A 25,499-nucleotide genomic window follows, 5' to 3' on the forward strand; every position below is an offset into this window, starting at 1 on the left:
CTTTTCAGTGTTGGACGGGCTTTGCTGCGGCCTCCGTTTTTGCGGGGGCGGCCGCCTGGCCCTTGGCCTCCGCCGCGAGGCCCACTCCCTGTTTCAAAAGGGCCGACGAATCGGCGGCAAGCCCAAGAGCCTCTTGTGCCAGCGTTATGGCGTCCTTGTTGTACACGTCCTCAAGGGCTTTTTGGGCAGCCCCGGAAAAGCGGGCCAGGGCCTCGGAGGAGGTCTGCGCCACAACCGATTTCCGGGTGAATTTTTCATCCGCCGCCTTGGGGTCGGGGGTTTTGACAATGGAGGCCACCGCGCCGTCCATGACCCTTGCTTCGTACATGCACACCAGGGCCGCCTTTTCCATGTTCTCCTTTATTATGATCATGGCGGTCCGTTGCCTGTCGGGGGTGACTGCGGCCACCAGGGCGTCCATTTTGACAGCGAGGTCCGCGAGAATTTTGCCGTTTTCGGCCAGTTGGGCGGTGAGGCCCAGTTCCTTGGCAGCCACCCTGGGTTCCTCCTTTTTATCGCCGCATGACGAGAAAGAGAGAGCCAGGGCGAAAAGCAGGCAGAGGGCGATGAGGATGCGTTTCATGGGCTTTTTCTCCTTGATGAAAGAAGGCGTACGGGTCAGTTTTGGCCGGGGGCGGCCAGGGAGTTCCTGACGATTTCCAGGTCCCTTTGGGCCGGGGCGGAATCCGGCGACAATTCCAGCGCTTTTTCCAGGGCGCGGGCGGCTTCTTGAAGGCGGCCCAGCCGGGCCAGGGCAACTCCCATCCTGTGAAATGGCCGGTTATAACCGGGCGCGGCAAGGGAGGCATCCCGGAAAGAGGCCAGGGCCTCAACCTGCCTGCCAAGTTTTTCCAAGCTTATTCCTTTTTGAAGAAGAACCTCAGCCCTGTCAAGTGCCGGTGTTTCGGCATCCATCAGTTTTATGGCCATGTGGAATTCATCCGCCGCCTTTTCATGGCGGCCAAGGGCCGCCTGGGCTAGCCCCGCGCCGTAATGCCCCTCCGGGCGCTCTGGATGGAGGGCCGTTACCGTGAGGAAGCTAAGAAGGGCTTCCTTGTGGCGCTCCATCTGGACAAGGGCGAATCCCAGGGCCTGATGGGCCTCGGAAAGCCGCCCGTTGCGTTCAATGGCCTTGCGGAACGAGGCTGCGGCTTCTTCGGGACGGCCCTGGGCCAGGTACTCCACCCCAAGGTTGAAGAATCCGTCGGCAAGCGAGGGACTCAGCTCAGTTACGGCCCGGTAGTGGGCCAGGGCCTCGGCGGACCGGCCCCGGGCCGCAAGAAGGCGGGCCAGGTTGCCGTGGGCCATCCAGGCGGAGGGATTGCGTCTTATTGTGTCCCGCCACAGGACTTCGGCGTCCGAAAACCTTGCCGCGCCGGAAAAGGAGAGCCCGCCCAAGGCAAGGAGCAGAATGAGGCCGACAGCGATTCCGGCAGGGCGGATGGTCTTTACGGGCTGGATTTCGTCAGACGGCATGAACCGGCCTTGGGTGTGGGGAAGGGCTTGACAGGATCGGCTGGAGAGACTGCAAGATGCGTGCACATGGAAGGGCGATGAAACGCCTATTAGGCCGGAAACCGCAAATCAGGCCGTTTCGCCTTCAACATTCTTCTTTTTTTGCCTTTCCTGCCCGGAAGGCGCGACCTGGGGGGCTGAGGGCGATGAAACGCCGAGTAGGCCGGAAACCGCAAATCAGGCCGTTTCCGCCTTCAACATTCTTCTTTTTTGCCTTTCCTGCCCGGAAGGCGCGACCTGGGGGGCTGAGAGAGATGAGATGCAAGGCGCGCGAGCGAGCGGGGAGGGAGCGTACGCTTTTGTACGTGACCGACCCGCGAGGCGATGCGCAACACAGCAGCTCGCTCTCTCAGCCCCCTAGAAGTCGCCGGATTCTATACGCTCACAAAGAACACTGACTTCCCGCGAGACGTAGTCCCGGCTTTCCATGTGGCGTTCTATGGCCGACACCGCGTGGATCACGGTGGTGTGGCGGCGGTTCAAGGACTTGCCTATGGCCTGGCAGGACTGGTCGGTGTAGCGCCTGGCCAGGTACATGGCCACCTGCCTTGGGACGGCGTGCTGGGTCTTTCTGCTGTTGCCCGAAAGTTCCGAGCCTGCCATGCGGAAGTGGGTGCAGACCAGGTTGATTATGGAGCTCATGGTGAGGGCGCGCTGGCGGCTGGCCAGTTGGGAGGCCACCTGGCGGGCCAGGTTTTCGTCTGCGCTTACGTTCATGAGGGAGCAGCGGGTGAGGAGGCTCACCAGACCGAACTGGAGCTGGCGCACGTTGTCGGTGAGTTCCTGGGCCAGGGCGTAGAGCACCGCTTCGGGGAGCCTTCTGCCTTCGGCCTTTTTCTTTAAAATTCGCACGCGGGTGGCGAAGTCCGGGGGCCTGATGTCGGTGACCAGGGAGGCGCAGAGTCTGGAGCGCACGGTTTCGTGGATGCCCGGAAGGGAGCCCGGCTTTTCGGTGGAGGTGAATATGAGGCGTTTTCCGCTTTCCATGAGGCAGTCCAGGGCTTCGGAGAGCTCCACCTGGGTCTTGTCCTTGCCGCTTAGGTTCTGGACCTGTTCGAGGATAAGGGTGTCGCAGCCGTTTCTGTACCTGTCGCGGAATTCGCGGCGAGAGCCGTTTTGCAGGGCCTGGAGCATTTCCGTGTAAAAATCGTCCGCCGTGATGTAGAAGACCCGCTCCTTGGGGTTGGCGGCCAGGACCTGCCGTCCCACTGCCTGGGAAAGGTGGCTTTTTCCGAGTCCGGGCCTCGACCACAGGAAAAGTGGCAGGTTCGGGGATGAATCGCTGGCCAGGGCGCGGGCCGCGTTGAAGGCCAGGCTGTTGGACTCGCCCACCACGAACTGCTCGAAGGTGTGGTCAAAGCGAAGTATGTGTCCGGCCCAGGGGCGCACGTCCATTCCGGGAAGGCATATCTGCGCCGGTTGGAGCTGCTGCCCCGGTTGGGGCGCGGGCCTTCGCTCAACGGGGGTTTTGGCCCGTTGAGGCTCCACCACCTCAAGGCGTATGCCAAGGGGTTTCCGGGCGGCCTCTTTCAGGCAGTCTTCAATGTCGGCCTTGAAATTTTCCAGCACGTAGCGCTCCGCGAAAGGGTTTGGGCAGGACAGCACTACGCTTTTTGATTCCTCCCGAATGACGTTCATGGGTTCTATCCACATGCAGAAGCTGTGGACGGAAATGCGTCCGGCAAGGATTTCCTTGGCCCGGTTCCATGTGTCGATTGCATTTGCTGTCAGATTTTCAAGCATGGCGCCCTTGCGTGGTGGTGAGTTGTGGGTCTTTCAACAGCATGAATGAAAACGCGGACAAAAAGAAAGGCTTGCGGGGGAGGGGCCGCTCCCCTTTCCCAAAGAAAAGCCAATTACATGCAAGAGGTAATTACAAAACCTCCCGAAATGGCCAATTTTGCGTAGATTGAATGGTTCTGCGCGAAGCGACGGGCATGTCTGATTATCCCTTTTTTTGAAAAACAGAGCCCGGACGAACATCCAGGCGCGGGGAGATGCCAAGGCTGAAAGCCGTGACGCATCGCCCGGACCATTGGGAACAGATGTCCGAAGCCGAAAAAGCCCTGATTTTCCGGCAAATTGGTTGTGTCAATGAATTTAGAAGTGGTTGTTCAAGGCGTGACCTGCATTACGGGGCGCAATATAAACCCCGTTTCGGGCTTGGTCAAGGCAAATGGCCGGGGGTTTCATTTTTTTTCCAAGCCCTGATCAAGAGGTGCAAGAAAAAAATAATTAACCGAAATTTAACTAAATTTTTTTTACCGCCCGATCAATTGCCATGATTTTCGCCCCTTTGGGGCTATGGTTTCAATTCCATGGCGAACAAAGGGTTTTCCGGGTCCTCCGGGTTGTTGACGGAAAATGAAGTTTTACCAATCGCCGATTTTCTAGCTCATGCTCCTATTTTCAAACTTTCGACATGGAACTTGGCGGCCTGTTGATAAGCTGTCGCATTTTAATACCGGGACTAGTTTTTCCGGGGACCGGGGCGACCGGAAACAGGGCCAGGACATAGGCCCCGGAGTTAAAAATTATTGGTTATCAAATTAAAACAAATAGTTAAATTATAAAAACAATGTGATGAATACGACCGTTAGTGTTTATCGTGAAGTAATATAAAACATCTGTAAATGACAGGTCGGGATCGTGCCGGGCGCGGGCCTTGGGTGAGACAGGCTGCTGCGGCGGTCCCTGGCGGGTCAGGAAAAGAACCTTTTCCACCAGAATTCCTGGGCTTTTTCAAGCAGGGGGGCGAGCCCGGTCTGGAACAGGCGGTAGAATATCCTCCTCTCCCAGGCTGTGAGGGTCTGGAACGAGGGCCTGCCAGCTTTCTGGACGCCCACCCGGTCCCGCCCCACGTACCAGTATCTTGGGGAGTAGACTGGCCGCCCCATGCCCGAAAGGTGTTTCACCGACTCGGCCGCTCCCAGGCTGGCGGCGGTCCACACCCAGGGGCAGAGTTGGGCCACCGGGGCGTCCTCGTCCATGAAGGCCCTGAAATAGTCCTTTCGCCAGCCTGCGGCCTGGACGTAGAAGAGGTTGCCGAACCTGTAGCGCCTTGTCTCGAACAGCTCGCGGTACTTTTCGTAGGAATCGAGTTTCGGCAGGCCCTGGATGTCCTCCACCGAGGGCCCCTTTGGCCTTATGAGGCTCACGTTGGCCCAGGTTCCCGAAGGGACCACGAAAAGGGCGGTTTTGCCCAGCCTGGCCGCGTCCCGGAACACCATGAGGGAAAAGGCGAAATCGTCCGCAGCCGGAAAAACCAGGTCGCAGTTTTTGGCCAGGGCCGCCACCTTTTGATTTGAAAGGAGCCTGGGGTGGGAGCGCACGTCGGCTTCGGGGTTGATCTTGAGTATTTCCCCGCGCAGCACGTCCGCCTTTTTCCTGCCCAGGGTTTCCACGTTGCAGGTGATCTGGCGGTTCATGTTGGACGCCTCGTAGGAGTCGTAATCCACCAGATCGAAGCCCCCCACCCCGCTCCGGGCAAGGATCACCGCCACGGTGGCCCCTATGCCGCCGCACCCCACAACAAGGACCCGCGACCTTTTCAGGCGCTCCTGCTGCGCATCGGTCAGTATTCCGCGATTCCTGAGAAAAAGCTCGCTGTATGAGGGCATTCCTTGTCCTCGTTTCGGTTTTGAATGAAGATGCCTTTAAGACCGTTTCCGCCCTACAGGGCGGATATTGCCCCGCCTCATGTGAACCCGGCCCCGGCGGTGCATGCGTAGCAGTGATCCTCCACGGCCACGGGGAGGCCCTCGCCGAAGGGTTTGAAAAAATCGGCGGCTCGGATTTCCCGACCCGTTAGGGGCAGGTTGGCCGCAAGGTTGAAATCGCAGTCGTACAGGATTCCCCTGTGGTCGACGCAGAGGCTTTTGAGGCACATGAGGCCCTTTACCGTATCGGGGCAAAAGGCCTTTTCCAGCATGTTGAGGTAGCTTTCGCGCAGCCCCTCGCGTCCCAGGCGCTCCCGGAACCGTCCCAGGGGCATGTTGGCGAAGGCGAAAAGACCGTTGAAATGAAGGCCGTGGTCCTCCGAAAGGCGCTTTTTGAATATTGCGGAAATCTCGTTCTGGGCTTGCGGAAGTTCGGGGCCAAGGGGGTTCACTGCAAGATCGATAATGAGCCCCGAACCCGGAACCCCGTATCCGAGCGCGTTCAGTTTCCGCATGGCCGAAATGGCGAGATCAAAGGTGTGCCTGCCGCGCTGGGCCTCGAACTCCTCCCTGTCCGGGGAGGGGAAGGAGGCGATGATGCGGATTTTCCGTTCGGCGAGAAGCCCCGGCGTAACCCTGGCCGCCCTTGACACCAGGGCGGTGAGGTTGGTGCGGAAGATTATCCCGCACCGGCCTTTCAGGGTTTCCATCAAAAAGACCGCCGCTTCGGAAAATTCCGGTGCGCCGCCCGTTATGTCCACCAACGGAAAACCGGCCCTGTCCACCAAGTCAGCCACCTGCGCTGCGGTTTCAAGGGTCATGATGTCGGTTTCGCCGGGGCCCGCGTGGTGGTGGCAGTGGGAGCAGGCCTGGTTGCAGAAACTGCCCACGTTCACCAGGAGGGTTTCGGGCGCTTCCCGGAAAAGTGTCAGGCCGCGCAGGCCAAGGGTTTCGGCAAAGGGGGTCATTCGGTTGTCCGTAAACGCAGGGTCCTTTTTCGCGCCCCGGCAATGAATTTAAGGAGTTATAGAGGCCGGGAGCGGAATTCGCCAAAGGAGCATGATGATCCAAGTATCAAAGGAGGGGCTTTGAAGGCAACATTAATCGGGAGGCAGGGCGAAGGCATCGAAAAAAAGGGGGATTATTCTCTTGTCGGCGGGTATTCGTGCTGTGCGGATATTTACCCTCCCGGCGGCCTTCCAAAGGGCTTGAGCACGATGAGCCGGGACAGCCAGGATGCAAGAGGAACTCGGACGGCCTTATCAACCGAATGGCCTCCTTTTTACGTCTTTTCAATCCGGCTTTTCTCTCCCTATAGGCGTGGCCAGGGGGGCTGAGAGCGATGAAATGCTAAGGTTGGCGAGCGGAAAGGGAAGGACGCGTACTAAAGGTACGCGACGCGCCTTTCCGCGACGCCTGACGCCGCAGTTCGCGCTCTCAGTCCCCCTGGAAGATGTCGCGCCGGCCGGTGGCCTGATCTATCATGTAAAGAAGGGTCGCCTTTTTCCCCAGTTCATTTTTCAGCGTTTCCAGCCGGGTTTCGTCCACCGCGTGCATTCTTATGTAGGCGAAGCGCTTTCCTTGGGGGGCCCTGTCGTAGGTGGTGAGGATACTCACCATGCGGCCTCCGAATTTCCTTATCACGTCGGTGACTTCCCGGATGGAGCCGGGCCGGTCGTCGATGAGGAAGGCGAACTGGATGCCCTTTCCGCCCACGCCGGTGAGGGATATGATGACCTTGAAGATTTCCTTCTGGGTGATGACGCCCACCACCCTGCCCCTGTCCACCACCGGCGCCCCGCTTATGTTGTTTTCCAGGAAGAGCCGGGCGGCCTCCTCCACGGTCTGGGTGGGGCTTAGGGTCACGGGGTTTTTGCTCATTATTTCGCTGATTTTTATGCGGTTCAGGAGGTACAGGAGTTCGTGGACATCCAGGGTGGAGGCGTCGGAGGCCGAGGCGCGCTTCATGTCGCGGTCTGTGACCACTCCCGTGAGCCTGCCGCCGTCGGTCACCGGAACCATTAGGACGCTCTTTTCCTTCATGATCCTTGCGACCTCGGACATGGACGTTCCCACGTCAACGGTTGTCGCGTCCTTGTGCATCCAGTCCCTTACCAGCATGATTCCTCCTCCTTCGCAAATGCTCCCCGATTGCGAGGCTTATGTGGAAAAGACGCCCCGGTCATTGTTTTTCGGCATGGGCGGCCTGATACGGGAAATGTTCGGGATGGTACCTTCGGAATATCCGGTCGACGGTGCCTTTCAGCCGGTCCGTGTCAGCGCCCTTTTTCACCACCGCCTCGAACAGGCCGGTTTCCCCAAGGGTGTCCGGCTCGAAGGAGTAGAGGACCACCGGAATGCGGATCGCCTCGCGGCTGAGAAGGGCCATCACCGTCAGATTTTCCGAACAGGAGATTTCCGGGTCCACGATGACCAGATCCGGCCTGTCGTCACCTTTTAGCATTCCTATGACCTGGTTGCAATCCCTGGCCACGCCCGCCCTGTATCCCCGGTCCGCGAATTCGCGCCGCAGAAGCTCGCTCACGTTGGAGTTCCTGTCGGCGATCAGTATGTATAATTTTTTTTCAGCCATATTTTATAGCCCCGTGGGCTTTAAAGCCTGTTTAAACGGCCTTCCACGCTCCTCGCCGGGAAAGGCCTTCACCCGGCCCCTGTCGGCGGGAAAGGCGGCCCTTTCCGGAAAAGCCATTGGATGGCGCGATGAAGGCGCTGCAATTACTTCAAAATTAAGGCAACTTGCGTACCACAGGAAAGGGGCGGGGGAAAATTGGCGCGACAGGCGGATTCCATATAAAGGTGAAGGCGGCAAAAGGGGTTTTGGGGGATGAGGGGCGTCAAATATTTTTACATCCTGTAAAGATTGCCCTCGGAGGATGTGTAAAAACCGGCAATGGCTTTTACAAAACTGGTTCAAGAAACTGATTCAGGACACTGATGTTTTGATCTTCAAGTCGTATTTTTCTATTTTGGAAAGAAGGGTGGGGCGGGAAAGGCCAAGGAGCTTGGAGGCGCGGGTCCGGTTTCCGCCTGAAAGGTCCAGGGCCTGGCGAAGTATAATGGCTGCGAAATGATCCATAAAGGCCTCGAAGTCCTGGGGATCGGCCTGGGTAAGCCGGAGGCGGATCCAGCGGCTGACGGCGGAATCCATGTCTTCGAGGGTTTCCGGGATAGCGCGCCCTTCGGCGGCCTGGTCTCCGGTGGCCCTGCCCACCTCGCTGACATCCAGGGGAAGCCCCCGTGAGAAAATGAGGGCCTTTTGCACGGCGTTGGAAAGCTCCCGGACGTTGCCCGGCCAGTCGTGATCAAAAAGCACCTTTCTTGCGGCATCCGTGATGCCGGGGGTGGGCAGGCCCATTTCCCTTCCGTGGAGGGCGAGAAAATAGTCGGCCAGAAGGCCGATGTCCTCCTTCCTCTCCCTTAATGGGGGAAGGGACAGGGAAACCACGTTAAGGCGGTAGTAGAGGTCCTCCCGAAACCTTCCGTCCGCCACCGCGTCTTCCAGGTTCCGGTTGGTGGCGGCGATTATCCGCACGTCCACCGGAATGGGCTCGCGCCCGCCCAGGCGCTCTATCTTTCTTTCCTCAAGAAGACGCAGGAGTTTCGCCTGGATGTTGAAGGGCATGTCGCCGATCTCATCCAGCAGAATGGAGCCCTTGTTGGCCCTTTCGATCTTGCCCACGCGGCGTGTGGCGGCCCCGGTGAAAGCGCCCTTTTCATAGCCGAAAAGCTCGCTTTCCAGGAGCGTTTCGGGAATGGCCACGCAGTTGATGATGAGAAAGGGCTTGTCGGCCCTGGTGGAGTGCTGGTAGAGGGCCCTGGCCACGAGTTCCTTGCCGGTGCCGGATTCGCCCCTTATGAGCACCGTGGCGTCTGTGGCCGCCACCCTGCCTATGGCCTTGTAGATGTTCTGCATGGCCGGGCTCGCGCCTATGATGGCGTCGCCGGTGGGGCTTTCGGGGCCCTCGCCCACAGCCACCGGCTCCTGCATGAACCTTCCGGCCTGAAAGGCCTGGGAGATGAGGGAAAGCACCGAGGCCACATCGAAGGGCTTCAGCACGTAATCGAAGGCCCCCAGCTTGGTGGCCTCTATGGCTATGTCGGTGGTGCCGAAGGCGGTCATTATGATGACCGGAAGCCTTGGGGCGATCTTTTTTATCTCGGTGAAGGCGGCGAGACCGTCCATCCCCGGCAGGCGCACGTCCATTATCACGCAGTCCGGCCTGTGAATGGAAACCGCCTGTATCCCGGCCTCGCCCGTGGAGGCGGTTATGGTGTCGTATCCCTCCAGCTTCAGTATCTTCTCGAAACTGGTGCGCAACTGGGCGTCGTCGTCAACGATCAGGAGTTTTCCCAAGTGCCGGTCTCCTTCAATGGAACTTTAAGGACAAAGGTTGCGCCGCTTCCGGCGGTGGACAGAATGCGGATGCTCCCGCCGTGTTCATCCATCACCCTTTTGGCGATGGAAAGCCCCAGGCCCGAACCTTCCTCCTTGGTGCTGAAAAACGGCTCGAAAATTTTTTCCGCAAGCTCCGGGCTTATTCCGGGTCCGTTGTCGGAATATTCCACGCTCACGAACCCGCCGCCTTCGGGGGTGTTTTCCACACTTTCCCGTATGCTTATTTTTCCGCCCTGGGCCATGGCCTCGCAGGAGTTGACCAAAAGGTTGGCCAGTACCTCCTTCAGCTGCTCCGGGTCGGCCTGGGTGGGGGGGAGCCTTTCCCCGCGCTCGACGGAGACCTTCATGCCGTAGGATTCGAGCCTGTGCCGGAAAAGGGCCAGGGTGGCGTCCACAACGTCCGAAAGGCTCAAGCTCTGCATCTTGAGCCGGGGCGGGCGGGCGAACTCCAGGAAATTGGCGATGATGGTGTCCAGGTGCCCGATTTCCTCGGAAATGACCTCGAAGTCCTCCTTCTGAACCGGGTTGAGCGAAAGGCTTCTTTCCAGGGAAAAAAGGCGCATCTTGACCGACGTGAGGGGATTTCTGATGCTGTGGGCCACACCGGCGGACAGCTTTCCCACCATGGCGAGTTTTTCGGCCTGGATCAGGTGCTCCCGGCTTTGCTCCAGCTTGGCCAGAGACTGCCTCCGGTCCTCCATGAGGCGCTTGACCTTTTTATCCAGGGCGTCCACCTCATCCCGGCAGAAAGGATCATCGGGCGAGGGCTTTTCCGGCAGGGCCAGCCGCCTTATGGGGGCCAGAACCTGCCTTGAAAGCACAAGGGCCAGCAGAAGGCCCAGTAGGACTCCAGCCGGGAGAGCCACAAGCCCGACCGCCGACACCCTGCGGGCAAGGCCCTCGTAGCGGTGCCTCGCCTCGCTCAGGCTCGCCTCGTGGACCTTCCTGTATTGCTCGCACAGGCTGACAATGGACCGGAACTGGTCCCTGACCTTCCAGTGGGCGATGGCCGCCTCCTGCTTTTCATTGTTCACATAAAGGGATATGACCCGGTCCCTGTCTTGGGAATAGCGGACATAGCCGCCTTCGATCCGGTTGAGGATGGCCCTGGCGTGGCCCGTACCGTCATAAAGACTTGCCTCCCGGAGTGCGCTTTCAAACATCGCGCGCCTTTCCGCCAGCCTTGCAAGCCATTCCCTGTCACCGCTCAAGGCGAAATATGTGATATAACCCTTTTGCATCACAAAGGTCGATTCCAGCCTCTGGGCCGACACAAGGGAGGCGAGGTCCCTGGCCATGGCCTTTGTATAGTTTTCCTGGGCCGTGCGTAAAAACCACGCCGTGGCGATGGCCGTGGTGGCGTTCACCGCCACCACGGCAAAAAGGAGAACGTAAATCCTTCGTCTCAACGATAAAAAAGGCATGGCTCGTTCGGGCCTTGGGCTGGATTCTCTGAAAGGCCGGTTAAAGGGGACTGCGGCGTCTTTCTGGCCTGTCCCCAAAAAAAATATCGGATAATGCGGGAATAAAGCCCATTTCACGCACTAAAGTCAAGAATTATGCGGGCGGACGCATTTGGAAAAAGTCGGCAGTCGGCAGTTAAAAACCTGGGAGCGCGGGCGGCCTGCCCGGTCCGCCCGAACACAGCCAGATGCATAAAACAGGATTTTTGGCATAAAGTGTGCTTAAATATGATATGGCCGCTATGGCGGCGGCCACGTCGGGCTCAAAAGATAATGCGGCTATGAACTATTTTCAGCTTTTTAATGGGGGAAGAAACGAGAAAAGCCACGTCTTTCGTCATACCGGCGAAAGCCGGTATCCAGTCTTTTGCCGTTTGCAACTTTTTTCTGGACCCCGGCCTCCGCCGGGGTGACGACCCTTGGCAATTCTTTGACTTTTCTTTTCACAACTATCGCCTTAAACTGAGAATAGTTCTGTGCCACGAAAGACAATAACGGAGCCGGGGAGGTATCCGGCTTTCCATGCCCATCCATAAAAGGGGCGAATATGAAGTCTTCCGATCATTACCAGCCCATGAAGTTCAAAATACTGGCCAGCATGCTCCTGGTTCCGTTCTTTCCCTTTCTGCTGGCCACTGTTGTGGGCTTTTATTACTTTTCCGAGTACGCCCGCAACATCACCGAAACCAAGCTCCAGCGGATAGTGAACGACCACGGCCACATCATAGAGACCTTCCTGGCAAGCCGCAGGGCGGACCTCGCTTTTGTGGCCGACTCCTACCAATTTGAAGACCTTTTCGACGAAAACAAACTGGAAAGGATTTTCGTCAATCTCAACAAGAAATCAGACGCCTTCGTCGACCTGGGTGTGTTCGACCACACCGGCCTCCACGTGGCCTACCACGGCCCCTACAGGCTGGCGGGCAAAATGTACGACAAGACCCAGTGGTTCCGGGAGGTGATCCAAAAGGGCTACTACATCTCGGATATCTACTTAGGATTCCGCAACGTTCCCCATTTCGTGGTGGCCATAGCCAAGACCGAGATGGGAAAAACCTGGGTTCTCCGGGCCACCATAGACACCCAGGCGTTCACCGACGTGGTGGAGGAGATAAGGGTGGGCAAGACCGGGGAGGCCTACATCATCAACGAACAGGGGGTGTTCCAGACAAGCAGGCGCTCCGGCGGCGACCTCTTGGAAAAGGACCCGGACGCCCCCAGGTACCCCGTGGCCTCGGTGGGTTCCCGCCCGGTAAGGCTGGAGGATTCCCTCGGCAACGACTACATAGTGGTGACCTCCTGGCTGAAAGACCACCAGTGGCGGCTGGTGGTGCGCCAGGCACGGTCCGACGCCTACCAGGAACTGCGCCGGGCCCGCCTCCTGGTGATCATAATCTCCTTCTTGGGCGGCATCCTTCTCCTGGCCACCGCCCTTTACATGTCGGGCCGCATAGTGAACCGCATAAAAAAGGTGGACCAGGAAAAGGTCTCCCTCGACCAGCAGCTCGTGATGGCGGGCCGCCTTGCCGAAATAGGCGAAATGTCCTCCGGCTTCGCCCACGAGATCAACAACCCCCTGCAAATCATAAGGGCCGAAACCTCCCTGATCGAGATGATCCTTCCCGACCTGGAAAAACGCTGCAACCTGGGCGAAAACGAGGATTTCAAGGACATAGGAGACTCGGTGCGACAGATACAGCTCCAGGTGGAGCGCTGCGCCGACATCACCGCAGCCATTCTCAAGTTCGCCCGTAAAAAGGCCGCAAGCGCGGAAAAAACAGATCTCGCCGCTTTCGTGCCCCAGGTCTGTCGCATGGTGTCCAAAAAGGCCGAGGTGGAAGGCGTGGTCCTGGCTCTGGACATCCCCGAAGACGTCGCCTTCCCGGTCAACGCGGACCAGTCCCAGTTCCAGCAGGTCCTCCTGAATCTCATAAACAACGCCATGTACGCCGTGACCTCCCTCCACGGATGCTCCGGCAAGGGCACCGTGACCGTTTCGGTGAGCCACCGCGACAACAGGGTGGCCGTGGCGGTCTCCGACAACGGCATAGGCATAGCCGAAGAAAACATGGACAAGATATTCACCCCGTTTTTCAGCACCAAGCCGGTGGGGCACGGCACGGGCCTGGGCCTTTCCATCTGCTACGGCATCATCAACAAGATGGGCGGCACCATAGAGGTCAAAAGCGGGGCGGATAGGGGCACGACCTTCACCGTCCTCCTTCCCCTGGCGGCGTGAGAGCGCGAGCTGCGGCGTCAGGACGCGGAGGTGAAAAGAAAAGAGAAAGGACAAAAGCAAAAAGGGAGGGGCCTGGGAGCGCGGGCGTCCCGCCCGCTCTTTGCCTTGCAGGAGTCCGGCATGACGTGGTAAGATTATTTTTGCGGTCGCTTTTTGGGCCGCATAATCCCTCCGCTACCCATGAACATAGAACGCATTGATTTTATACAAGAAAATCCGGACAAAAACATGAAACTTCTTCTGGTGGACGACGAACAAAGGTTTTTGCAGACAACCCAAAAACTTCTGACCAGAAAGGGAATTGCGGCGGAAACCGCTGATTCCGGCGAAAAGGCCCTGGCCGTACTGGAAGAAAAAGACATCGACGTGGTCATCCTGGACGTGAAAATGCCCGGAATGGACGGCATAGAGGTTCTGCGCGAAATAAAGCAGAAGCATCCCCTGGTGGAAGTGATAATGCTCACCGGCCACGCCACCCTGGAATCCGCCGTGGAGGGCTTGAAGGCCGGGGCCGAAGACTACCTCATGAAACCCTGCAGCATAGACGCCCTTGTGGGCAAGGCCATCGAAGCCTTTGAAAAACGCATGATGAGAACCGAAAAGGCCCTGGCCGGAATAATCAAGGAAGGCTGACAGCCCCTGAAACAAGAGGATAGGCGGCCCGTGCGCCTGGTAAACGGGCCGGAAAAAATCCCCTCAAAACCCCCACCTGACCCCAAAGTCCGCGCCGCCCGGTTTTTGCCCCCGGTTTTCGGTTTTTTGCATAGATTTTCGGCTGGTTTGGCTTGACCTTCAATTCCGCTTGGAGTAAATCCTTCAGTTTGCTACCGGCGAAGCCGGTGGGACTGAAAGGCGGGAGACCCAATTGAAAACCGAAGCGGAAAACAGGCGGGAAAAACTGGCGGCCATCAAGGCAGCAGGCGCTGACGCATACCCCAACGATTTTAAAGTCACCCACACCGTGGCGGACTTAAAGGAAATAATCGACCGCGACCCCGGCTCCCTCACCGAGGACGGCCCGGAATTCGCCGCAGCCGGGCGTCTCATCGCCGTGAACCGCTTCGGCAAGGCAGCCTTCATGCGCTTCCGGGACCGCACGGGCCAGCTCCAGGTATATCTCCGCAAGGACCGCATGGCCGAAGACGCCTTCGCCCTGGGAAAGACCTTCGATATCGGCGACATGGCGGGTTTCACCGGCAGCCTTTTTCAGACATCAACCGGCGAGTGGACCCTGCTGGTTTCCGGCGCAAGGCTTCTGGTCAAGGCCTTAAAGCCCCTTCCGGAAAAATTCCACGGCCTCAAAGACCCGGAAAAACGCTACCGCCAGCGTTATCTCGATCTCATGGTCAACATGGATGTGAGGGAAATCTTCCTTCGCAGAAGCCGCATGGTTCAGGAAATCCGCAATTTCCTCTGCGAGCGCGACTTCCTGGAGGTGGAAACCCCCATGATGCAGGCCATTGCGGGCGGGGCCGAGGCCAAGCCCTTCAAGACCTATCACAACGCCTTAGGCATGGACCTTTTTCTCCGCATCGCACCGGAGCTTTACTTAAAACGCCTTGTGGTGGGGGGCCTGGAGCGGGTTTTCGAGATCAACCGCAATTTCCGCAACGAGGGCATCTCCACCCAGCACAACCCGGAATTCACCATGCTGGAGTTCTACCAGTCCTACGCCACCTACGAGGACCTCATGAGCCTCACGGAAGACCTCTTCGTAAGGGTGGCCAAGGCGGTGACCGGCTCTGCCAACCTGGTCTACCAGGGCCGGGAAATAATCCTCACCCCGCCCTGGAAACGCATCACCCTCCATAACGCCCTGTGGGAAATGGGCGACGTGCCGAAGGAAATCCAGGGCGACCGGGAAAAGCTCCTGGCCTTCGCGGCCTCGCGGCAGGTGCCCGTGGACCCCAAGGCCAAGCTGGGAAAAATCCTCACCAAGCTCTTCGACGTCCTGGTGGAGCCCCAGCTAATCCAGCCAACCTTCATCACCGCCTACCCGGTGGAGGTGTCGCCGCTTTCGAGGCGCAACGCCAAAAACCCGGACGTCACCGACCGTTTCGAGCTCTTCATAGCAGGCCGCGAAATCGCCAACGGCTTTTCCGAGCTGAACGACCCCGACGACCAGAGGGGCCGTTTTTGCGACCAGGTGCGCGAGCGCGAGGCCGGCGACGAGGAGGCCCACAGCATGGACGAGGACTACGTGGAGGCCCTGGAATACGGCCTTCCGCCCACAGCCGGAGAGGGCATAGGCATTGACAGGCTTGCCATGCTGCTGACGGATGTCGCCTCCATAAGGGAGGTGATCCTGTTCCCGCTTTTGAAGGACTCCGCCAAAGCCGGGCAGGACGAATGACCGGAGAACGGTTTTCGGGCGCGCCCTTGCGGCGCGGCCCGGCTTGCCGGAAAAATATGCCAGCCCGTTTAAAAAGGCTGAACATGAAGCCTGTCTAAAAACGATGAAGAGCAAGGAAGGCTGGCTTGGCCGGGGAGGCCGTGTACTAAATGTACATAACGATCCGGACAAGCCAGCCTGACACAGCTATTCGCGTTTTTAGACAGGCTGTTAAAAAAACCTCTTCCAGGGAAAAGCCCCCCTCCATCCATGTCCTTTGAATCCTTCATCGCCGGGCGTTACCTTCGCGCAAAGCGCCGGGAAGCCTTCATCTCTCTCAACACCCTGATCTCCACCGGGGGCGTGGCCCTGGGCGTCATGGCCCTGGTTACGGTTATCGCGGTGATGACGGGCGCCGACAGGCAGATGCGCAAGAACATCCTGGGGATATCCTCCCACGTGAGCGTCATGCGCTACGGCGGGGACATGGCCGATTACCGCCGGGTGCTGGACAGGGTGGCAAAGGTTCCGGGCGTCACCGCAGCCGCGCCCCAGATCATGACCCAGGTGCTGGTGAAAGGCCCCCAGGAAAGCGCGGGGGTGGTTCTTTACGGCATCGATCCCGTGGCCGGGGGCAGGGTCACGGATCTGGCGCCCTTCGTCAAGCGGGGCTCCATGGAGGGCCTCATGCCGGAAAAAGCGGTGGACGGTCGCCCCGGAATCATCCTGGGCCGCGACCTCGCCCTCCAGCTTGGGGCCATAACCGGAGACCTCGTGGCCCTGGTGGCCCCGTCCACCACCCTCTCGCCCATGGGCGCGGTGCCCACGGTAAGGCGCTTCCGGGTGGCGGGCATCCTGGATTCGGGCTGGTTCCAGTACGACGCCACCTTTGCCTGGATTCACATCGCAGAGGCCCGGAGCCTCTTGCGAATGGGCGACGCGGCCACATCCATCGAGGTGGCCATAAAAGACCCTGGCCGGGCCAAGGAGGCGGCTGGCGAAATCTCTGGCGCCCTGCCCGGCTTTCCCTACCACGCCGAAGACTGGATGAGCCGCTACGGCCCCCTGTGGGAGGCCCTGGCTTTGGAAAAGCTGGCCATGTTCGTGATCCTCCTGTTCATCGTGCTGGTGGCGGCCTTCAACATAGCAGGCACCCTCATCATGATGGTGATGGAAAAGCGCCGGGACATAGCGATACTCAAAGCCATGGGGGCCACCGGAAGAAGCATCCTTTCCATCTTCGTGATGAACGGCATGACCATAGGTGCGGTGGGAACCGCCATCGGCGTGAGTTCCGGCCTTATCCTGTGTTTCCTGCAGGAAAGATACCAGATAGTGAGCCTGGACGCCAAGGTCTACCCCTTCGGGGCGCTTCCCGTGGCGGTGGAATTCTGGGACGTGGCGGCAATCGCGGGCGCGGCCATGGTAATCGTGTTCGCGGCCACCCTTTACCCCGCCTGGCAGGCGGCAAGGCTGGAGCCGGTGGAGACCATCCGGTACAGCTGATTTCATCGGGGAAAAACGTGACCGAAGAAGAGACAGGCAGCCAGGGCGGCGGCGGAGCGGTTCCGCGCATGAAGGCCCTTGGGCTCTCCAAGGTGTTCAATTCCAAGGAAGAGCCCATCCGCATCCTGTCGGACCTCGACCTCACGGTGGAGGCCGGGGACTCCGTGGCCGTGGTGGGGGCTTCGGGCATAGGCAAGAGCACACTGCTTCACGTCCTGGGTGCGCTCGACAGGCCGGATTCCGGCAAGCTCTTCGTGGACGGCGAAGACGTTTTCAGCCTCCCCGATAAGGCCCTGGCCCGGTTCAGAAACAGGGCGGTGGGCTTCGTTTTCCAGTTCCATCATCTTCTGCCCGAATTCACGGCACTGGAAAACACCGCCATTCCCCTCATGATATCGGGTGTCGGCAAAAAGGCCGCCAAGGACAGGGCAAAGGAAGTGCTGGACCGGGTGGGCCTGGGCCACCGCCTGGGCCACAGGGTTTCCGAGCTTTCGGGCGGAGAGCAGCAGAGGGTGGCCCTGGCCAGGGCGCTGGTGGGCGATCCGGGCCTTCTTCTGGCCGACGAGCCCACGGGAAACCTGGACGAAAAAACCGCAGGGAAGATTCACGAGCTTCTGGTTTCGCTCAATGAAAACCTTGGCATGACCCTTATCGCGGTTACGCACAACCCGGCCTTTGCCGCCCTCATGCGCCGCCGGGTCACCCTTTCGGAGGGCCGCATCGCGGAATTGTGAGAATCTTCATGGTTCTTTGGGGCCTTGGGGAATTTTGATACAATATTAGAGGCTGTTTCCAAAAAAACTTTTGCATTCGGTTGCGCCTTCATCCCCTCCGACTGTGTTGCGCTCCTTGCGGAATACGTTAAGTATTCCTCAGTCGCGCGCCTTGTCGGCGGGGCGAATTCGCAACCTCGGTGCCACAAATTTTTTTCGGAAACAGCCCCTAAGCGGAGCATGGTTCTTTTCCAAATTTTCAAGGGAATCTGGCCGGGGTGAGAAATACGACACTCCTCCTTCTCCAACGTTTTCAGGAGTCCAAAAAATGGAACTAAACCCTGCTCCCCGTAATAGGTTGATGTAAGGCCCAAGTTCGTATACACCATGCCCGATGCCCGTGACTTTACGGGGAAACCCGGCAGGCGGCGGTGGAAAACCAAGGATCGAGACGCTTAACAAGGGGTTTTGCGATGAAAAGACATTTGACGGGTCTGGTCCTTTTTCTGACAACGGTCCTGTGCGCCGCGCCCGCGCTGGCGGAAGAGCCGGTGAAGGTGGTGGTGTTTCCGTTTTCGGTGTACTCGGCGGAGCCCCTGCCCCAGCTTCCGGCCGTCATCGCTGAAAACCTGAAAAGCGGCATGGCCAGGGAGGGGGCGGCGGCAACGGTGGCCGACAAGGCGCTTCCCGAAGGCCCGCTATCCGCCAGGACCGTGGCCGAACAGGCCCCAGGAGCCGATTACGGCGTATGGGGCAGCTTTTCCAGGGTGGGCGACCGCTACAGCCTGGACGTCACCGTCATGCCCCTTTCCGGCGCAGAGCCCCCTTGGTCGGTCTATACCGAAGGCGTGGGCATGGACAGCCTCTCCGGCAAGGTCGGCGAACTTGCCGCAAGCATATCAAACCGGGTCCTTGGCATCAGAAAGGTGGCCCGCGTGGTCATCGCGGGCAGCAAGCGCGTGGAGCCCGAAGCCATCCAGAGGGCCATAAAGACCAAGGCCGGGGAAACTTACCGGGAATCCGTGCTCTCCGAGGACATAAGCTCCATCTTCGGCATGGGGTATTTCGAGGACGTTATGGTGGAGGCCGACGAGGCCCCGGAAGGAATAGTGGTCACCTTCACCGTGGTGACCAGGGCCACAGTGCGCCGGGTGAGTGTATCCGGCTACAGGGTTCTGGACCGCGAGGAGGTCGAACAGGCCCTGGACATCAGCCGGGGCTCCATTTTGAACCAGGCCCGCATCGAACAGAACATGGGCAAAATTCGGGCGCTCTACCGGGCCAAGAACTATCTCAATGCGGACATCACCTACAAGATCATCCCTTTTGAAAACGACGAGGCCGACCTTGAATTCATAATATCAGAGGGCGACAAGGCCTATATCCGGGAAATCCGGTTCACGGGAGCCAAGGCCTTTTCGGAGAAAAAGCTTAAGGGCCTTTTGAAGACCAAGGAAAAAGGCTTCTTTTCATGGATGACATCGTCCGGCTCCCTCGATCCCGACGATCTTAAAATGGACGCAGCCCGGCTCACCGCCTTCTACCACAACAACGGCTACGTGACCGCCAAGGTGGCCGACCCGGTTCAGACGGTCAAGGGCTCGTCCATCGAAATCAGCTTCAAGATAGTGGAAGGCGAGCAGTACCGGGTGGGCACGGTGGACATTTCGGGCGACCTTATAGCGCCTGCGCCCGAACTCATGAAAAAGATAAAAATAGGCAGGGAGAAGGTTTACAACGCGGAAATCCTGCGGGCCGACATACTTGTCCTTTCCGACATGTATTCCGACGCGGGCTATGCCTATGCCGACGTTTCGCCCGTCACCTCCCTGGATCACGAAAAGCGCATAGTAAACATCAGCTACGCCATAACCAAGGGGCATCAGGTCACCTTCGAGGAAATCCGCATCACGGGCAACACCAAGACCCGCGACAGCGTCATACGCCGGGAGCTTGCGGTCCAGGAAAAGGGGCTCTACAGCGGCACGGCCTTGAAGAGGGGGCTTTCCAACATCTCCAGGCTGGATTATTTCGCGGACCTCAAGGTCGATACGGCCATGGGAAGCTCCGACGACAAGATGATCCTTTCCCTTGGGGTGGAGGAAAAACCCACCGGCACCTTCAGCTTCGGCGGCGGCTATTCCAGCGCGGACAACGCCTTTTTCATGACCTCCATAGGCCAGAGAAACCTCTTCGGGCGCGGCCACACCTTAAACCTCCAGGCCCGGATAGGAGGCAGCTCCACCCTCTACAACCTGGCCTTCACCGAGCCCTATTTCATGGGAACCAGGCTTTCCACGGGGATCGACCTTTACCGCTGGGAAAAGGAATACGACGACTACACCAAGCTGTCCAACGGCGGACGCCTCCGCTTCGGCTACAAGCTGACCGACAACTGGCGCATAGGATGGTCCTACGGCTACGAACTGGCCGACATCAGCGAGCTGACCGAGTACGCGGCGGCCTCCATTGTCCAGATGGAGGGAGAGAACGCCGAGAGCCTGGTGTCGTTCAACCTTTCCTACGATTCGCGCAACCGCTTCTTCAACCCCACCAAGGGCAACTACGAGCGCTTCACGGTTGACTACGCGGGCGGCTTTCTGGGCGGCGACATAGCCTATACCAAGTACACACTGGAAGGCGGGGTCTACATCCCGCTCATAGGCGACCTTGTGGGCTTCGCCCACGCCGAGGGCGGCTACATAAGGGAAAATTCCGACGGAATACTTCCCATCTACGAGCGATTCTACCTGGGCGGCATCAACTCCCTTCGCGGCTACTACTGGGACGAGCTGAGCCCGCTGGATTCCACCGGGGCCGAGATAGGCGGCAACAAGTACGTGCAGGCCAACCTGGAGCTTCTGTATCCCATAATCAAGCAGGTCGGCCTCGTGGGCGTACTTTTCTTCGATACAGGCGACGTTTACGACAACGAGGAGGACATAGACCTCGGAGACCTTTACCAGTCCTGGGGCCTGGGCGTAAGATGGTACTCGCCCATGGGGCCCATAAGGCTGGAGCGCGGCTTTCCCATCAACCCGCCTGACGGGGTGTCCACCGAGGGACGCTGGGAATTCACGATGGGCACGGCTTTCTGATGCAGGTTTAGAGGTGGGATCAGGGGATGTTTAAGCATCTTTCGGACTTCAATTTGATGTCGAAGCGGGCCGGGGCCTTTTCCCGGAACGCAAAGCGACTTTTCGGACAAATCATGAAAGGGATGGAATAATGTTTAAGAAAACATCAATCTTCATCTTCCTGGCGGCCATGCTGGTCGCCGGAAGCTCACCCGCCATGGCGGAAAAAATTGGAGTTGTCGACATGCAGCGGGTTCTCAACATGTCCAATGCGGGCAAAAACGCTTCCGCCACCTTGAACGCCAAGGGCGAGGCCATGGAAAAGACCCTCACTGCCAAGCGCAACGATTTCGAGGAAGAGCGCAAGGGCTTCGAGAAAAAGGCCGCCATGATGTCCGCCGAGGCCCGCGAGGACAAGCAGCGCGAGCTTCGCATCAAATACACCGACCTTAGGGACCTTGAAAGAAAGTACGCCGAGGAGCTTAAGCGCCTGGAGTCGAGCCTTCGTGAAGGCATCCTGAATGAAGTCATCGAAATGATGGAGGAAATCGGCAAAAAGGAAGGCTACTTCCTCATCATGGACAAGATGGAGGCGGGCGTGGTCTTTTCCCAGCCCTCCCTGGACCTCACCGACCGGGTCATAAGGGACTTCAACGCAAGGTGGAAACCCAGGGCGGCTGCGGCCAAGCCTGCGGCCAAGCCCGCCGCCAAGCCCGTCGCCAAGCCCGTTGCCAATAAATGAAGCCCATGAGGCTTTCGGACATAGCCGAAGCTGTGGGCGCGACCTGCCTTTCGGACCCGGACTTTACGGTGGCCGGTGTTGCGCCCTTTGAAACCGCAGGCGAAACCGAGCTTACATGCGCGGCGAGCCCCAGGTTCTTGAAGGAACTCGCCGGTTGCCGGGCCGGGGCCCTGATACTTCCCGTTTCGGCGGAGGCCCCCCCCGGCGTCCGGGTTCTTGCAGCGCTTAATCCCCTGGCCGCCTTCGCCAGGGCCATATCCCTGTTTCACCCAAAGGTCATAAGGGAAGGCGTCCATGCCTCCGTGGCGGTGGGCGCTGATTTCAGGGCGGGCGAGGGCCTCTTTGCCGGTCCGGGGGTCGTGATAGGCGACAAGGTCAGCCTTGGCAGCCGGGTCTGCCTTCATCCCAATGTGGTCCTGGGCGACGGAGTGGTCCTTGGCGACGACGTGGTGCTCCACCCCGGAGTCAAGGTTCTCGACCGCTGCACCGTGGGGGACCGCACCATAATCCACGCAGGCACGGTTATAGGAAGCGACGGTTTCGGCTTCACCCAGGACCAGGGGCGTCACCTCAAAATCCCCCAGACCGGTTTCGTCTCCATAGGAAGCGACGTGGAAATAGGGGCCAACTGCGCCGTGGACCGCGCCACCTTCGGGGCCACGAAGATCGGAAACGGCGTCAAGATCGATAACCTTGTGCAGGTGGCCCACAACTGCACCGTGGGTGACCACGCCATCCTGGTGGCCCAGGTGGGCATAGCGGGGTCCACCTGCATAGGCCAGTACGCCATTCTTGCAGGTCAGGCAGGGATAGCCGGTCACATCAGCATAGGCGACGCGGCGGTGGTGGGGCCCCAGGCCGGGGTGGGCCACTCGGTGGCTCCGGGCGAGGTGGTGAGCGGGACCCCGGCGATTCCCCGTTCTGTGTACCTGAGAAGCCAGCGGCTGGTGGGCAAGCTCCCGGAATGGCACCGTGAATACAGGGAGCTTCTTATAAGGGTGAGAAAGCTGGAAGAGATGATCCGGGACGAAAAATCCTGACGCGGCGCAGAAACCGGCCGGTTTAACATCCGGTCGAGAGAATGAACCACATCATTCCCCCTGGGGAGACAGATCATGATCCATCCCACAGCCATAGTGGACAAGCGCGCCGAACTGGGGCCTGACGTGGACGTCGGGCCTTTCGCCGTTATCGAAGGCGACGTCACCATAGGAGCAGGAACCAAAATCGGCAGCCACGTCAACATCTTCCGCTATACCCGCATAGGGGCCGGGTGCGCCGTGCACTCCCACGCGGCCCTGGGCGGGCCTCCCCAGTCCCTTCGTTTCGCGGGCGAGGAAACCTGGGTGTCCATCGGCGAAAAATGCACCATAAGGGAATTCGTCACGGTTCACCGGGGCACCGGCTTCGGCGGCGGTTTAACTTCGGTGGGCGACGAGAACTTCCTCATGGCCTACACCCACGTGGCCCACGATTGCAAAACGGGCAAAGGCGTCATCTTCGCCAACAACGCCACCCTTGCCGGGCACGTGGAAGTGGGCGACTACGCCACCGTGGGCGGCCTTTCCGCAGTTCACCAGTTTTCCCGCATAGGGGAATACGCCTTCGTGGGCGGCATGAGCGGAGTGGCCAAGGACATCCCCCCCTACGTCCTGGCTTCGGGCGAGCGCGTCCGCCTTTATGGAATCAACAAGGTTGGCCTGGTGCGCCGGGGCTTTTCCGCCGAATCGGTGGACGGGCTCAAGAAGGCCTACCGCATAGTCTTTCGGCTGGGGCTCACCATGAACGAGTCCATCAGCCGGGTAAGGGCCTCGGTGGAGCAGTCCCAGGAGGTAATCAGGTTCCTGGAATTCCTCCAGACCTCCAACCGGGGTGTGGCCAGGGCCAGGGGCGCGGGCGAATGACCCCCCCCATCCCCGTGGGCCTTCTTGCAGGTTCGGGCCGCTTTCCCGTGCTTTTTTGCGAAAAGGCGCGGGCTCGCGGCATCCCCGTTTTCGCCGCCGCGTTTTTCGGCCAGACCGATGAATCGGGCGTGGAAAAGGCCCGTGCCGTGGAATGGTTCCACCTGGGCGAGGTGGGCCGGGTCCTTTCCTGGTTCAAAAATAACGATGTGGCCGACATGGTGTTTCTGGGCGGCATCAGAAAGCCCGACATCTACTCGGACATCCGCCTGGACCCGACGGCGGTCAGGCTCCTCTCCTCCATCTCAACCACCCACGACGACGACCTTCTGCGGGCAATCGCAGCCTTCATCGAAAACGAGGGCATAAGGGTGAGGCCCTCCACCTGGCTTCTGCCGGAGCTTCTCGCGCCTTCGGGCGTCTGGACCAAAAGGGAGCCAACCCCTCTGGAATGGCGCGACATCGGCTTCGGGTTCGGCCTGGCCAAAAAAATAGGGGCGCTGGACGTGGGCCAGTGCATTGTTGTGGCCGACCGCTGCGCCGTGGCCGTGGAGGCCATGGAGGGCACGGACGCGGCCATCCGCCGGGCGGGAACCCTGCGCCGGGGAAACACCGTGGTGGTTAAGGTGAAAAAGCCCATACAGGACGCGCGCTTCGACCTTCCCGCAGCCGGAGTGGAGACCATAAAATCCATGATGGAGGCAGGGGCGGGGGTTTTGGCCCTGGAAGCCGGGGCCTCGGTGGTGATCGACCGGGAGGAGATGATCGCCCTGGCCGACCTCAACAATATCGCCGTGGTGGGAGTTACGGAAGAGATGACGCCATGAAAAAGATTCGCGCAGCCGTCATAGGAACCGGCTACCTTGGGCAGTATCACGCTGAAAAATACGCGGCCCGCCCGGATGTGGAGCTGGTGGCCGTGGTGGACCCGGACTGCGGACGGGCATCAGCCGTGGCCGACAAATGCGGCACAAGCGCCTGCGGAAGCCACGCCGAGCTTTTGGGCAGGGTGGACGCCGTATCCATAGTGACCCCAACCCCCACTCATTTCGACATAGGCCGGGACTTCCTCTCCCACGGCGCTGACGTGCTCATGGAAAAGCCCGTCACGGTAAGCCTGGAAGAGGCCGACACCCTAATAGGCCTTGCGGCCCGTAAGGGGCTCATCCTCCAGGTGGGCCACCTGGAGCGCTTCAACCCGGCTGTAAAGGCCCTGTCCGCCGCTGTCGCCGCCCCCTTTTACATCGAGGCCAGGCGCATGTCGGTTTTCAAGCCAAGGGCCGCAGACACCAGCGTAGTTCTGGACCTCATGATCCATGATTTGGACATCGTTTCGAGCCTCGTAAAATCCAAGGTGAAATCCATAAGCGCCACGGGAACTCGCCTCATCACCGACAAGCCCGATCTGGCAAGCGCCCGGATAACTTACGAAAACGGGGCCGTGGCCGACATAACCGCAAGCCGCCTTGCCCTGGCCGACGACCGCAAGATGAGCGTTTTTTCAAGGGACGCCTGGTTTTACGTGGATTTCGCCGAACGGATACTGAAGGCCGTGAAGCCCGGAAACCCCAGGTGGGAAACAACAGTGGCCGGCCAGAGCTTCGAGAAGGCCGACGCCCTGGCCGAGGAAATCGCGGCCTTCGTGGAAAGCATAAAGACCCGCAAGCCCCCCCTTGTTACGGGCGAGGTGGCCCGCGAGGCCCTGGCCTCGGCGCTTTCCGTGGACGGAATGATTTGACGAAGTACTGCGTTAACCTGTACGCCCGTTGAAAAAGGCATGACGTGAAGCCTGGGTGCCAGTCTGAATATTAGCGATGAAATTCGAAGGTTGGTGAACAGAGCGAGGGCATCATGCACGCGCCGCCCGCAAAGGATATCCCGCTTTTCAAGCGGAGCGCGGAATGTGGGCAAGACACCTTACCGTCACCTTCAATC

The 25,499-nt window shown here is 59.4% G+C and carries 21 protein-coding genes; 12 read left to right on the top strand and 9 right to left on the bottom strand.

The features are described from left to right. Positions 1–4: 4 nt before the first annotated feature. The 3 genes from HZB23_06555 to dnaA form a co-directional block, all read right to left on the bottom strand. Positions 5–583 carry a hypothetical protein gene (locus HZB23_06555; GenBank protein MBI5844310.1) on the bottom strand — a complete coding sequence of 193 codons (579 nt, stop codon included), beginning with the start codon at positions 581–583 and terminating at the stop codon, positions 5–7. A 35-nt stretch (positions 584–618) separates the two neighbouring features. Further along, the gene (locus HZB23_06560) at positions 619–1,476 is read right to left on the bottom strand and encodes a tetratricopeptide repeat protein (protein MBI5844311.1); all 858 of its coding nucleotides are present in this window, start codon (positions 1,474–1,476) and stop codon (positions 619–621) included. 396 nt (positions 1,477–1,872) lie between these two features. Beyond that, a complete protein-coding gene (gene dnaA, locus HZB23_06565; protein ID MBI5844312.1) occupies positions 1,873–3,258 on the bottom strand; it encodes a chromosomal replication initiator protein DnaA in 1,386 nt (461 codons plus the stop codon). 254 nt (positions 3,259–3,512) lie between these two features. Between dnaA and HZB23_06570 the strand changes: the two genes are divergently transcribed. Continuing rightward, positions 3,513–3,800, top strand: a complete 288-nt coding sequence (locus HZB23_06570; GenBank protein MBI5844313.1) for a hypothetical protein — start codon at positions 3,513–3,515, stop codon at positions 3,798–3,800. A 417-nt stretch (positions 3,801–4,217) separates the two neighbouring features. Here HZB23_06570 and HZB23_06575 read toward each other — a convergent pair whose 3' ends face one another. From HZB23_06575 to HZB23_06600, 6 genes are all read right to left on the bottom strand, one after another. After that, entirely contained in the window at positions 4,218–5,135 is a 918-nt protein-coding gene (locus HZB23_06575) for a ThiF family adenylyltransferase (GenBank protein ID MBI5844314.1), read from the bottom strand. A 77-nt stretch (positions 5,136–5,212) separates the two neighbouring features. Further along, positions 5,213–6,142: an arsenosugar biosynthesis radical SAM protein ArsS gene (arsS, locus tag HZB23_06580; GenBank protein MBI5844315.1), complete on the bottom strand. Its 930-nt coding sequence runs from the start codon at positions 6,140–6,142 to the stop codon at positions 5,213–5,215. Positions 6,143–6,611: 469 nt separating this feature from the next. After that, the gene (locus HZB23_06585; protein MBI5844316.1) at positions 6,612–7,295 is read right to left on the bottom strand and encodes a CBS domain-containing protein; all 684 of its coding nucleotides are present in this window, start codon (positions 7,293–7,295) and stop codon (positions 6,612–6,614) included. A 61-nt stretch (positions 7,296–7,356) separates the two neighbouring features. Beyond that, positions 7,357–7,767, bottom strand: coding sequence for a hypothetical protein (locus tag HZB23_06590; GenBank protein MBI5844317.1), 411 nt, complete (start codon positions 7,765–7,767; stop codon positions 7,357–7,359). Between the two features lie 351 nt (positions 7,768–8,118). Next, on the bottom strand, positions 8,119–9,549 hold the full coding sequence (locus HZB23_06595) for a sigma-54-dependent Fis family transcriptional regulator (protein ID MBI5844318.1): 1,431 nt from the start codon (positions 9,547–9,549) through the stop codon (positions 8,119–8,121). After that, a complete protein-coding gene (locus HZB23_06600; protein MBI5844319.1) occupies positions 9,534–11,015 on the bottom strand; it encodes a histidine kinase in 1,482 nt (493 codons plus the stop codon). The genes HZB23_06595 and HZB23_06600 overlap by 16 nt, the downstream gene beginning before the upstream one ends. A 586-nt stretch (positions 11,016–11,601) precedes the next feature. Between HZB23_06600 and HZB23_06605 the strand changes: the two genes are divergently transcribed. The 11 genes from HZB23_06605 (at position 11,602) to HZB23_06655 (ending at position 25,302) form a co-directional block, all read left to right on the top strand. After that, on the top strand, positions 11,602–13,293 hold the full coding sequence (locus HZB23_06605; protein ID MBI5844320.1) for a sensor histidine kinase: 1,692 nt from the start codon (positions 11,602–11,604) through the stop codon (positions 13,291–13,293). Between the two features lie 180 nt (positions 13,294–13,473). Continuing rightward, complete coding sequence (locus HZB23_06610; protein MBI5844321.1) at positions 13,474–13,926, top strand: response regulator; 453 nt, start codon at positions 13,474–13,476, stop codon at positions 13,924–13,926. 232 nt (positions 13,927–14,158) lie between these two features. Continuing rightward, positions 14,159–15,646, top strand: a complete 1,488-nt coding sequence (gene lysS, locus HZB23_06615) for a lysine--tRNA ligase (GenBank protein ID MBI5844322.1) — start codon at positions 14,159–14,161, stop codon at positions 15,644–15,646. Between the two features lie 249 nt (positions 15,647–15,895). Continuing rightward, positions 15,896–17,131, top strand: coding sequence for a lipoprotein-releasing ABC transporter permease subunit (locus tag HZB23_06620; protein MBI5844323.1), 1,236 nt, complete (start codon positions 15,896–15,898; stop codon positions 17,129–17,131). Between the two features lie 68 nt (positions 17,132–17,199). Further along, on the top strand, positions 17,200–17,865 hold the full coding sequence (locus HZB23_06625; protein MBI5844324.1) for an ABC transporter ATP-binding protein: 666 nt from the start codon (positions 17,200–17,202) through the stop codon (positions 17,863–17,865). A gap of 452 nt (positions 17,866–18,317) precedes the next feature. After that, the gene (gene bamA / locus HZB23_06630) at positions 18,318–20,942 is read left to right on the top strand and encodes an outer membrane protein assembly factor BamA (protein MBI5844325.1); all 2,625 of its coding nucleotides are present in this window, start codon (positions 18,318–18,320) and stop codon (positions 20,940–20,942) included. Between the two features lie 130 nt (positions 20,943–21,072). Beyond that, on the top strand, positions 21,073–21,663 hold the full coding sequence (locus tag HZB23_06635) for an OmpH family outer membrane protein (GenBank protein MBI5844326.1): 591 nt from the start codon (positions 21,073–21,075) through the stop codon (positions 21,661–21,663). After that, a complete protein-coding gene (lpxD, locus tag HZB23_06640) occupies positions 21,660–22,703 on the top strand; it encodes a UDP-3-O-(3-hydroxymyristoyl)glucosamine N-acyltransferase (protein ID MBI5844327.1) in 1,044 nt (347 codons plus the stop codon). Before HZB23_06635 ends, lpxD begins: the two co-directional genes overlap by 4 nt. 75 nt (positions 22,704–22,778) lie before the next feature. Beyond that, a complete protein-coding gene (gene lpxA, locus HZB23_06645; protein ID MBI5844328.1) occupies positions 22,779–23,567 on the top strand; it encodes an acyl-ACP--UDP-N-acetylglucosamine O-acyltransferase in 789 nt (262 codons plus the stop codon). Next, a complete protein-coding gene (gene lpxI / locus HZB23_06650) occupies positions 23,564–24,391 on the top strand; it encodes a UDP-2,3-diacylglucosamine diphosphatase LpxI (GenBank protein ID MBI5844329.1) in 828 nt (275 codons plus the stop codon). Before lpxA ends, lpxI begins: the two co-directional genes overlap by 4 nt. Next, a complete protein-coding gene (locus HZB23_06655; protein ID MBI5844330.1) occupies positions 24,388–25,302 on the top strand; it encodes a Gfo/Idh/MocA family oxidoreductase in 915 nt (304 codons plus the stop codon). The genes lpxI and HZB23_06655 overlap by 4 nt, the downstream gene beginning before the upstream one ends. The last annotated feature ends 197 nt before the right edge of the window (positions 25,303–25,499 follow it).

The organism is Deltaproteobacteria bacterium (assembly GCA_016235345.1).
Taxonomy (GTDB): Bacteria; Desulfobacterota; Desulfobacteria; order Desulfobacterales; family Desulfatibacillaceae; genus JACRLG01.